At 66.5% G+C, this 10,582-nt stretch carries 11 protein-coding genes and 1 tRNA gene; 9 read left to right on the forward strand and 3 right to left on the reverse strand.

Going from position 1 to position 10,582, the window contains the following annotated elements; all coding sequences use genetic code 11:
* The first annotated feature begins 107 nt into the window (after positions 1 to 107).
* From lgt to ACFWPK_RS18655, 6 genes are all read left to right on the forward strand, one after another.
* Positions 108 to 1,274: a prolipoprotein diacylglyceryl transferase gene (lgt, locus tag ACFWPK_RS18630; protein WP_378917338.1), complete on the forward strand. Its 1,167-nt coding sequence runs from the start codon at positions 108 to 110 to the stop codon at positions 1,272 to 1,274.
* A 224-nt stretch (positions 1,275 to 1,498) separates the two neighbouring features.
* Positions 1,499 to 2,026 carry an NINE protein gene (locus ACFWPK_RS18635; protein ID WP_378917339.1) on the forward strand — a complete coding sequence of 176 codons (528 nt, stop codon included), beginning with the start codon at positions 1,499 to 1,501 and terminating at the stop codon, positions 2,024 to 2,026.
* Between the two features lie 173 nt (positions 2,027 to 2,199).
* Positions 2,200 to 2,952, forward strand: a complete 753-nt coding sequence (locus tag ACFWPK_RS18640; protein ID WP_378917597.1) for an amino acid ABC transporter substrate-binding protein — start codon at positions 2,200 to 2,202, stop codon at positions 2,950 to 2,952.
* 3 nt (positions 2,953 to 2,955) lie between these two features.
* Complete coding sequence (locus ACFWPK_RS18645; RefSeq protein ID WP_378917341.1) at positions 2,956 to 3,627, forward strand: amino acid ABC transporter permease; 672 nt, start codon at positions 2,956 to 2,958, stop codon at positions 3,625 to 3,627.
* Positions 3,628 to 3,772: 145 nt separating this feature from the next.
* Entirely contained in the window at positions 3,773 to 5,191 is a 1,419-nt protein-coding gene (pyk, locus tag ACFWPK_RS18650; RefSeq protein WP_378917343.1) for a pyruvate kinase, read from the forward strand.
* A gap of 2 nt (positions 5,192 to 5,193) precedes the next feature.
* Entirely contained in the window at positions 5,194 to 6,090 is an 897-nt protein-coding gene (locus ACFWPK_RS18655; RefSeq protein WP_378917345.1) for an acyl-CoA thioesterase, read from the forward strand.
* A gap of 45 nt (positions 6,091 to 6,135) precedes the next feature.
* Here the strand turns inward: ACFWPK_RS18655 and ACFWPK_RS18660 are convergent, their stop codons facing one another.
* The 3 genes from ACFWPK_RS18660 to ACFWPK_RS18670 form a co-directional block, all read right to left on the reverse strand.
* Complete coding sequence (locus ACFWPK_RS18660) at positions 6,136 to 6,519, reverse strand: hypothetical protein (protein WP_378917347.1); 384 nt, start codon at positions 6,517 to 6,519, stop codon at positions 6,136 to 6,138.
* Positions 6,520 to 6,722: 203 nt separating this feature from the next.
* On the reverse strand, positions 6,723 to 7,346 hold the full coding sequence (locus tag ACFWPK_RS18665) for a low molecular weight phosphatase family protein (protein ID WP_378917349.1): 624 nt from the start codon (positions 7,344 to 7,346) through the stop codon (positions 6,723 to 6,725).
* 185 nt (positions 7,347 to 7,531) lie between these two features.
* The gene (locus tag ACFWPK_RS18670) at positions 7,532 to 8,041 is read right to left on the reverse strand and encodes a monooxygenase family protein (RefSeq protein WP_378917351.1); all 510 of its coding nucleotides are present in this window, start codon (positions 8,039 to 8,041) and stop codon (positions 7,532 to 7,534) included.
* Positions 8,042 to 8,153: 112 nt separating this feature from the next.
* Between ACFWPK_RS18670 and ACFWPK_RS18675 the strand changes: the two genes are divergently transcribed.
* From ACFWPK_RS18675 to ACFWPK_RS18685, 3 genes are all read left to right on the forward strand, one after another.
* Positions 8,154 to 8,240, forward strand: a tRNA-Leu gene (locus ACFWPK_RS18675).
* 165 nt (positions 8,241 to 8,405) lie between these two features.
* Positions 8,406 to 9,017 (forward strand): ANTAR domain-containing response regulator, encoded by a 612-nt coding sequence (locus tag ACFWPK_RS18680; protein WP_056824610.1) that lies wholly within the window; start codon positions 8,406 to 8,408, stop codon positions 9,015 to 9,017.
* 272 nt (positions 9,018 to 9,289) lie between these two features.
* The gene (locus ACFWPK_RS18685; protein ID WP_378917354.1) at positions 9,290 to 10,447 is read left to right on the forward strand and encodes a branched-chain amino acid ABC transporter substrate-binding protein; all 1,158 of its coding nucleotides are present in this window, start codon (positions 9,290 to 9,292) and stop codon (positions 10,445 to 10,447) included.
* Positions 10,448 to 10,582 lie beyond the last annotated feature (135 nt).

The raw sequence follows: 10,582 nt of genomic DNA on the forward strand, positions 1-10,582 counted from the left end.
GGTTAGACGCCGTTGCGTACGCGACGAAGGAGCAAGCAACGGCGTCTAACCGGCGGCCCCTTGGGGCCGCGGACACGCGCGCGCCAGCGCGCCAATAAGCTGAGCCCGTGAACTCAGTCCTGGCCTATATTCCGAGTCCGCCCCAGGGGGTCTGGCACCTCGGACCCTTCCCGCTGCGGGCGTACGCACTGTTCATCATTCTCGGCATCGTCGTCGCCATCTGGTGGGGTGAACGCCGGTGGCGCGAGCGCGGTGGTCAGCCGGGCGCCGTCCTCGATGTCGCGATGTTCGCGGTGCCGTTCGGCCTGGTCGGCGGCCGTATCTACCACGTCGCCACCGACTGGCAGAAGTACTTCGGCGAGGGCAAGCACCCCGTCGAGGCGCTCTACATCTGGCAGGGCGGCCTCGGCATCTGGGGTGCGGTGTTCTTCGGTGCCATCGGCGCCTGGATCGGCTGCCGGATGTACAAGATCCCGCTGCCCGCGCTCGGCGACGCGGTCGCGCCCGCGGTGCTGCTCGCTCAGGCGATCGGCCGGCTCGGCAACTACTTCAACCAGGAACTCTACGGGCGCGCCACCGAGGTCCCGTGGGGTCTGGAGATCTACGAACGGTTCGACCCGGAGACCGGCGCGCGCGACATGATGAACGGGGTGTCGACCGGGCGGGTACTCGAGGTCGTGCACCCGACGTTCCTCTACGAGCTCGTCTGGAACGTGCTGATCGTCATCGGGCTGGTGCTGCTCGACAAGCGCTACAAGATCGGTCACGGGCGTCTGTTCGCGCTCTATGTCGCGGGCTACAGCTTCGGCCGGTTCTTCGTCGAACTGCTGCGCAGCGACGAAGCCACCCAGATTCTCGGCATCAGGATCAACTCGTTCACCTCCGCACTCGTCTTCCTCGGCGCCATGGCCTATTTCGCGCTGGCGACCAAGGGTCGCGAGACGCCCGCGCAGTTGCAGCCGGACGGGGAGCCGCGCCCGTGGCCGTGGCAGTTCTCCGCGCTGCGGGCCGCCGGTGCGGCCGGCAGCACCGTGGCGGCGACGGAATCCGAGGCGGCGGCGGTCGACGTCACGAAGAAGACGGATTCAGCTGCGGTGGAACATGATTCGGTCGACGCGGACGTGACCGAGCCCGCCGGTGATGACACGAAGGACGTCACCGACGCGAAGGGCGCCGCTGACGCGAAGGACGCCGAGGACGTGTCCGGCAAAGACTCCGAGTCCACGACCGGCACCTCCGCGGAGCCGACGAAATCAGGTGCGAAGAAGTCCTGATCCACGACCGTTTTCGTCGAATCGGCGGGCGTCCGGCAACATTGCGGGCGCCCGCCGCGATATCTCGAATGGGTGGCGAGGGCCGATCGGGTGGCACCCGACAAGACAACGGTGGGCAGTACCGGCAACAATGGCCCGTGATCGTCGCGGGCGCACCGCCGTTCGGCCGATCGCCACTGGCCGGGGGCCACGACGGGTACCCGCACGAATGATGGAGGACATGAGTGACCGACCCCTACAACCCCAATCCCCAGTACGGCCCTGACCTGAGCAAGCCGCAGGACGGCGGCTCGCAGCCGCAGTACGGTCAGCCGGCCTACGGTCAGCCCTCCGATCCGTACAACCAGCAGCCGCAGCCCGGCTACGGCCAGCCGCAATACGGTGCGCCGCAGCCGCAGTACGGCCAGCCCGCCGATCCGTACGCCCAGCAGCCGCAGCCGGGTTACGGCCAGCCGCAGTACGGTGCGATGCCGCAGGGCTTCAACCCGAACGACCCGGAGGCGCCCTGGGGCCGGGACATGTACGGCGTGCCGTTCTCGGACAAGCAGAAGCTGATGGCCGGTCTGCTGCAGATCTTCCTCGGCAGCTTCGGTGTCGGCCGTTTCTACCTCGGCTACACCGGTCTCGGCATCGCCCAGATCGCGGTCACCTGGCTGACCTGTGGCCTCGGTGCCATCTGGCCGCTGATCGACGGCATCATGATGCTCACCGGCAAGGTGCCCGACGCACAGGGCCGCCCGCTGCGCGACTGATCGCAGCCCATACGGGGATGAAACGGGTGCTCTGCTCACGCGGGGTACCCGTTTCGCGTTTCCGCGACGGTATTCCGATCACGGTGAGCGATACTCTGTGTCGGTCTGTGGCGGCGCCGTACCGTCGCTGAGCCTGCGCGTGCCCGTTACGCGCAGCGGAGAAAGGGATGTCCGTGCGCAAATTCATTGCTGCCGCCGTACTCGCTGTCGTCGCCGCGACGGGCCTGTCGGCCTGCTCGTCCGCGTCCGACCCGAACGTGCTCAAGATCGGCACCGAGGGCACCTACGCACCGTTCAGCTACCAGGAGGGCGGCACGCTCACCGGCTACGACGTCGAGGTCGCCCGCGCGGTCGGTGAGAAGCTCGGCAAGCAGGTGGAATTCGTGCAGACCCCGTGGGACTCGATCTTCGCCGGGCTCGAGTCCAAGCGCTTCGACCTGGTCGCCAACCAGGTCACCGTGAACCCCGAGCGCACGGCCAAGTACGCGCTGTCGCAGCCGTACACGACCTCCGAGGGCGTGATCGTCACCAAGGCCGACAACACCACCATCACCTCGCTGGCGAGCCTGGCGGGCAAGACCACCGCGCAGTCGGCCACCAGCAACTGGAGCAAGGTCGCCTCCGGCGCGGGTGCGAAAGTCGAAGCGGTGGAAGGGTTCGTGCAGGCGGTGCAACTGCTCAAGGCAGGTCGGGTCGACGCCACCGTCAACGACACCCTCGCCGTGGGCGAGTACACCAAGAAGACCGGTGACACCGGCATCAAGATCGCGGCCGAGACCGGCGAGACCAGCAAGCAGGCCTTCGCCGCCCGCTCCGGCGACACCGCGCTGATCGCCGACGTCGACAAGGCGCTGGCGGAACTGCGCGCCGACGGCACCCTGGCCCGGCTGTCGGAGAAGTACTTCGGCACCGACGTCAGCAAATAACGGATGGATCCGGCTACCTGGGAGCTGATCCGGCACAACCTGGTGCCGATGCTGAAGGCCACGGTGACGATGACGTTGCCGCTCACGGCCGTCAGCTTCGTCATCGGCCTGGCCATCGCGGTGGGTGTCGCACTGGCCAGGATGTCGACGCGGCGGGTGCTGTCGGTGCTCGCCCGCTTCTACATCTCGATCATCCGCGGCACCCCGCTGCTGGTGCAGCTGTTCATCGTGTTCTACGCGCTGCCGCAGTTCGGGATCGTCATCGATCCGTTCCCGGCTGCGGTGATCGCGTTCAGCCTCAATGTCGGCGGGTACGCCGCGGAAGTGGTGCGCTCGTCGATCATGAGCGTGGCGCACGGGCAGTGGGAGGCCGCGCAATCGCTGGGCATGACCTATGTCCAGACGCTATGGCACATCGTGTTCCCGCAGGCCGCGCGGATCGCGGTGCCCCCGCTGTCGAACACGCTGATCTCCCTGGTCAAGGACACCTCATTGGCCTCGACCATCCTGGTCACCGAGCTGCTGCGCACCGCCCAGCTGGCCGCCGCGCCCACCTTCGACTTCTTCGCCCTCTACGGCGTCGCGGCGCTCTACTACTGGGTGATCTGCCTGATCCTCGGCTTCGGCCAAACCCGTTTGGAAACAAGACTTTCCAGACATGTCGCTGTCCGGTGACAACTGATTTCGTGAACACATGGGTAACTCATCGGGAACGCTCGGCCCCCACCTCGTCGATAACCGCCGGTCCGGTCGATAGCCGACTCCAACCCCCCGACCGGCAAAATTCGCGGGGAGGCGGGCTGGTACTAGGCTGTTGGGCGTGATGCGACGGACGAAGATTGTGTGCACCCTGGGGCCGGCCACTGCTACCCAGGACCGTATTCGTGAGCTCGTCGAAAGCGGCATGGATGTGGCCCGGCTGAACTTCAGCCACGGCGACCACGCCGACCACGCCGACAACTACAAGATGGTCCGCGCGGCCTCGGACGAGACCGGCCGCGCGGTCGGCATCCTCGCCGACCTCCAGGGCCCCAAGATCCGCCTCGGCCGCTTCGCCGACGGCAAGACCGTGTGGGTCAACGGCGAGCAGGTGCGGATCACTGTCGACGAGGTGGACGGCACCCACGACCGTGTCTCGACCACGTACAAAGAGCTCGCGCAGGACGCCAAGGCCGGTGACCGGCTGCTCGTCGACGACGGCAAGGTCGGCCTCACGGTGGAATCCGTCGAGGGCAACGACGTCGTCTGCCGGGTGACCGAGGGCGGCCCGGTGAGCAACAACAAGGGCCTTTCGCTGCCCGGCATGAACGTGTCGGTGCCCGCCCTGTCCGAAAAGGACATCGCCGACCTGGAATTCGCCCTGGATCTGGGCGTCGACTTCATCGCGCTGTCGTTCGTGCGCTCGCCGTCCGACATCGAACTCGTGCACGACATCATGGACCGCGTCGGCCGCCGGGTCCCGGTGATCGCCAAGCTGGAGAAGCCGGAGGCGATCGAGAACCTCGAGGCGATCGTGCTGGCCTTCGACGCGGTGATGGTCGCCCGTGGTGACCTCGGTGTGGAGCTGCCGCTCGAGCAGGTGCCGCTGGTGCAGAAGCGTGCGATCCAGATGGCGCGCGAGAACGCCAAGCCGGTCATCGTCGCCACCCAGATGCTCGAGTCGATGATCGAGAACTCCCGGCCCACTCGCGCGGAGGCCTCCGACGTCGCCAACGCGGTGCTCGACGGCGCCGACGCGGTGATGCTGTCGGGGGAGACCTCGGTCGGCGCGTGGCCGATCGACGCGGTGCGCACCATGGCCCGCATCGTGACCGCGGTCGAGTCCGAGACGTCCCGGGTGCCACCACTGACCCACGTGCCGCGCACCAAGCGTGGCGTGATCTCCTACGCCGCCCGCGACATCGGCGAGCGGCTCAACGCCAAGGCCCTGGTGGCGTTCACCCAGTCCGGTGACACCGTGCGCCGCCTGGCCCGCCTGCACACTCCGCTGCCGCTGCTGGCGTTCACCCCGCTGCCGGAGGTGCGCAGCCAGCTCACCCTGACCTGGGGTACCGAGACGTTCATCGTGCCCATGGTGGACACCACCGACGCGATGATCCACCAGGTGGATCAGGCGCTGTTGTCGCTGGAGCGTTATCGCAAGGGTGACCTGGTGGTCATCGTCGCCGGTTCCCCTCCGGGTACCGTCGGTTCCACCAACCTGATCCACGTGCACCGCATCGGCGAAGAGGACCACTGATAGTGAGCAGTTCGATCGACATCGAGACCACTCAGGGCGAGCCGACACCCGATCTGCGGGTGTTGCTCGACCTGCTCGATCTCGAGTCGATCGGCGAGGACACCTTCCTCGGCAACCACCCCGAGAAGGTGTGGAGCCGCACCTTCGGCGGGCAGCTGGTCTCGCAGGCGATCGTCGCGGCGGGCCGCACGGCGGGGGATCGGCCGCTGCACGCGATCAACGCGCATTTCGTGCGCGGCGGCGATGTGAAGAAGCCGATCGAGTACCACGTGCAGCGCCACCGCGACGGTCGCGCGCTGGCCAACCGGACGGTGACGGCCAGCCAGGACGGCCAGGAGCTGTTCGTCATGCTGGCCGCGTTCCAGGACTGGGGCAAGGGCCTCGAGCACGCGCACGAGGGCCCGGATGTGCCCGATCCCGAAACCCTGCCCCGGGTGGAGGAGAGCTTCGCCGGCTTCGAGGACAAGCTGGAGATGTTCATCAAGGCGCCGCACCCGATCGACATGCGCTATACCAACGATCCGGCGTGGATCCTCAAGGGCACCGGCGAGAAGCTCAACCACAACCGGGTCTGGATGCGCACCGACGGCTCGCTGCCCGATGATCAGCTGCTGCACGTGGCCGCGCTGGGCTACTCCTCCGACACTACTGTGCTCGATTCGATCATCACCACGCACGGTTTGTCGTGGGGGCTGGACCGGATTCTCGCGGCGACGGTGAACCATTCGATCTGGTTCCACCGTCCGTTCCGCTTCGACGACTGGGTTCTCTACGCCACCGAATCACCGGTCGCGGCGGGTTCGCGTGGGCTGGCGACCGGCCGGTTCTATTCGCGCACAGGCGAATTGATCGCCACCACCGTGCAAGAAGGCGTCATCCGGCACTTCCCGGCCCGCTGAGCGCGGCGGTGTGGCCCCGCTGAGGGCTCCCGCGGTCGGGCGAGCTCAACGCAGTTCGTGGTCGAGTTCCGGTTCGACGACGTCCGTGCGTTGATGCGCGCGCAAGGTGAAGGGCACACCTGGGGCAGGATGCGGTGTGGCCGCGCCGTACACGGCCACGGCCAGACCGTGCTCGAGGTCGGCGATGTCGGCGTCGGTGAGGTCGGCCGGGTCGCCGACCAGACTCAGCGCGATCTCGTAGGTGCTCTCCGTGCTCGGTTCGAGGCCGGGATAGCTACCGCGCCACTGTGATTCGAGATCGCGATGGACCGGATCGCTCGCGTCGACGGGCATGGTGAACCGCCAGGCATAGACATCGCGGTCGTGCACATGGTCGTCGAGGACCGTCCGGACACTGGCGACGATGCGGTCGAGGATCTCCGGTGTCACATACACATGGAGCGAAACATCCGAAATGCGTTTCGGCAAGTCTGTAGTCCCGTCGTGTGTCGAACCTGCAAGGGGTAACACCCACGTCCGCGCCGAAGTCTAATCCCTGCGCGGCGCCGCGAACAGCCCTGGCGACCGTCAGGACACGAGGGCATTGCATCGTGGATGGGTGGACACTGAGCCCTAGCGACCGTCAGGGTGCCTCAGCGTCTGCGCTGTGCGGCGAGGAACGCCGACAGGGGGCCGCCGGGCGCGCCGGGCGCTATCACGAGGCCGGGGCGATCGCCGTCGCCGGAGAGTTTCGTCTGCTCGTGCGGTGCCAGTGCTCCCAGAACGGGGAACAGCAATTCGGCGATGCGGTCGCCGACCTCGAGGAAGGCAACCGGGGAAAGGCCGATCGGGTCGGCGATGTTCTCGCGGCCGACATAGGCCAGGTTGTTGCGCGCATGGTGCAGTGCGGCAATGGATTTCGCGCCGGTCACCTTGGCGATGCGGTACGCCTCGGCGAGGGTGAAGGTGCGCGGGGCGGTGCCGAAGGCGAGTTCACCGACCTGGTCGCGTAAAGAATCGGTCATTGTCAGCACCAGGTCGGCGCGATCGACCATCTCGGGCTTGAGCTTTCGGGCCTTGAAGCCCGCGGTGTCGCCACCGAGGCCCTGGATGGTCTCCACGGCCATCGGCTCGGGCGGAAAGCCGACCAGGGCCCGGGTGCCCGCGCTCTCCGCGGTGAGGCCGGGTAGACCGTGCTCTGCCGCGAACGCCCGGGTGAGCCGTTCGGCGATCACCGATCGGCAGACGTTGGAGTTGCAGACGAAGAGCACGTGCATACCGACACCGTAATCGGGTCGATTGTCGTGCAGTAGGTCAGAATTGTAACCATCACAAACGCGGTACTACTTATTCACCTTTCGGTTGAATGCCGTACATCAATCACGATGCTCAAATCTGTTGTGTGTCACCGTGATACCCACGAGATAGGCGGTGGAAACCTTGCGGTGATATGTGTCGGTTATCACTCTTTTCGGTTGTAATAATTCGATTCGGAAATAACCGGTGGCACGGCCGGTGGGGTGCCGTGCACGCGGCCCCTGGTGGAGAACATCGGTCCGCGCGCGGGCACCACCGGCGCGAACGCCGCCAGTCCCGTCGGTGCCGACATGTCGTCGTAGATCGCGTCGATGCCGCCACGGCGGAAGTAGGCCTCGTGCCAGAAGCCGGTGCCGCCGGAATCGCGGAGGAATCGACCCCACCACTGCCGGTGCGGCTCCGATCGCGTCCAGCGCTCGAGCGAGTCGAGATCGCGCCAGTACTGCCGGGCGCCCCAGTGCGGCGGAAACATCGACCACACGATGTCCTCGTGGCGCAGTAATCCGTCGGGCCGGTCGGCGTGTGAGCGATACAACTTCGGGCCGACACCGAGCAGCCGCAGCACGCCGCGTGGGGTACGCACCCGCATGCCGAGCAGGATCATCACCAGGTCGGGGTACGCATCCAGGTCGACCGTCGTTCTGTGCACGCGCATGGTCGCAGCCCCTTTCACGGTGCCCTTTCGGGGTACTACGGGGCAGGCGGACCTCCGGTTCGACCGGCGGTTCGCTTCCCGGCGCGCCGAGACGCTATAGTGACCGCGGTGCGCCGGGTTGGCGGAACTGGCAGACGCGACGGTCTCAAAAACCGTTGTCCGGAAGGACGTGTGGGTTCGAGTCCCACACTCGGCACCACGGCGGAAGCGCGGCGCAGGCAGCCGCGCTCCGCGGGGGAGTATCCGGCGCAGGGTGTGCGTGATCTCATCGCAGGCGCATTCTCTGCGCGGAAGCAAAAGGTACTCTTTACATCGCCAGTCGTGGTGTGATCGACAGGCATCGGAATCCAGAGGGGTCGAACCTATGAGCACGAATGCAGCCGGGGCCACGCGTGAGGCCGCGGCCAAGCGGGTCGTCGTCGCCGAGGATGAGGCCTTGATCCGGATGGACCTCGTCGAGATGCTCAAGGAAGAGGGCTACGACGTCGTCGGCGAAGCGGGCGACGGGCAACAGGCCGTCGAGCTCGCCGAGGAGCTGCGCCCCGATCTGGTCATCATGGACGTGAAGATGCCGCGCCGTGACGGCATCGATGCCGCCGCCGAGATCGCGTCGAAACGTGTTGCGCCCGTGGTGATCCTGACCGCGTTCAGTCAGCGAGATCTGGTCGAGCGGGCACGTGACGCCGGCGCGATGGCCTATCTCGTCAAGCCGTTCACCAAATCCGATCTGGTCCCCGCGATCGAACTCGCGGCCAGTCGTTTTCACGAAATCACCGCGCTGGAAACAGAAGTCGCGAATCTGTCGGACCGTTTGGAGACGCGCAAACTGGTCGAGCGGGCCAAGGGCGTGCTCATGCAGACCCAGGGCCTCTCGGAACCGCAAGCGTTCAAATGGATTCAGCGCACCGCGATGGATCGCCGCACGACGATGAAGGCGGTCGCCGAAGTCGTGCTGGAGAACCTCACCCCGCAGTGACACGGTTCGGCTCTTGCCGCCGCGCGGGCCGGAAGCAGAAAATGTTTACGTAAGCGAAACAATAATGTGAACTATTGCTGGACAACCGACCTCCGACATGATGCGAATGTGATGCGGATCTAACAAAGCGGCGATATGTTCTCTGCGGGCTGAACGTGGTCGGCCCCCTCGGTGAACCCGGGGAGCACAGGACATAGAGGTGAGACGTGCTCAGTTCGACATGGCGCAGTCGGTCGACGCGAGGAGTTCTGGTTATCGGAGCTGCCGCGTCGTTGGTGTTGTCCGGATGCAGTGACAAGTCGTCCGATGGCGGCGGTGGCGGCAACACCGATCTCTCCATCCAGTCGGTCGTTCAGCTCGATACCGAGGGCAAGGCGGTCGCGACCACCGACGCCGGTGCGGCCGCGGACCCCGCAGGCGACGGCAAGGCCAAGTGCGCGCCCCTGACTCTCGGCATGGCGGGCCCGCTGACCGGCGGCAATGCCGCCCTCGGCATCAACATCATCATGGGCGTGAAGCTCGCGCTCGACCAGCACAACAAGGCCAACCCGGACTGTCAGGTCTCGGTGAAGCAGTTCGACACCGAGGGCAAGCCGCAGATCGCCAGCCAGGTGATTCCGACGATCGTCGCCGACCCGAACATTGTGGCCCTGATCGGCCCGACCTTCTCGGGTGAGACCAAGGCGACCGGCCAGATCCTCAGCGAGGCAGGCATGCCCACGCTGACGGCATCGGCCACGAACCCCACCTTGACCACCAACGGCTGGAAGACCTTCTTCCGTGGCCTCGGCAACGACGACTCGCAGGGTCCGGCCGTGGCCAACTACCTGACCGGTGAGAAGGGCTTCAAGAAGATCTGCGTCGTGCAGGACAACACCGACTACGGTGCCGGTCTGGCGAAGGCCTTCATCACCGCCGCGGGTCCCGCGGCCGACGCCTCCTGCGGGACGAGCGTCAAGGAAGGTGACAAGGACTTCTCGGCAGCGGTCTCGAAGCTGTCCGCGGCCAAGCCCGACGCCATCTTCTACGCCGGCTACTACGCCGAGGCGGCACCGTTCGTGCAGCAGCTGCGTTCCGGTGGCGTGACCGCGGCCTTCGTATCCGCCGACGGCACCAACGATCCCGAGTTCGTCCGCCAGGCCGGGTCCTCGTCCAAGGACGCCCTGCTGTCCTGCCCGTGCAGCCCCGCGCCGGAGAAGTTCGCCGCTGATTACAAGGCGCTCAACGGACAGGCGCCCGGCGTCTACTCCGTCGAGGGCTACGACCTGACCACGATCCTGCTCAAGGGGATCGATGCCGGTAAGGTCACCCGCGCCGATCTCGTCGACTACGTCCGCAACTACAACGGCACCGGTGTCGCCCGCCAGTACAAGTGGGGCGAGACCGGCGAGCTGGCCAACATCCAGATCTGGATGTACCAGGTCAAGTAGTTCCGAAGACGTGTGCAGCGGTGGGCGGGGGGGTGTTGGCACCCGCCCCCCCCCCCCGGCGGCGGAGGTAAAAAGAACGCCGCCGCGGGGCCGGGGGGTGGCCCGTGGGGCGGGGGGGGCCTCGCAATAAAAAGA

The organism is Nocardia sp. NPDC058519, from assembly GCF_042719755.1.
Lineage (GTDB): Bacteria > Actinomycetota > Actinomycetes > Mycobacteriales > Mycobacteriaceae > Nocardia.

Bases quoted from the DNA above. Each gene is read 5' to 3' on its own strand.
- ACFWPK_RS18645 (WP_378917341.1), top strand. From the start codon at position 2,956: ATGGATCCGGCTACCTGGGAGCTGATCCGGCACAACCTGGTGCCGATG.
- ACFWPK_RS18665 (WP_378917349.1), bottom strand. From the start codon at position 7,346: ATGCACGTGCTCTTCGTCTGCAACTCCAACGTCTGCCGATCGGTGATC.
- ACFWPK_RS18670 (WP_378917351.1), bottom strand. From the start codon at position 8,041: ATGCGCGTGCACAGAACGACGGTCGACCTGGATGCGTACCCCGACCTG.
- ACFWPK_RS18680 (WP_056824610.1), top strand. From the start codon at position 8,406: ATGAGCACGAATGCAGCCGGGGCCACGCGTGAGGCCGCGGCCAAGCGG.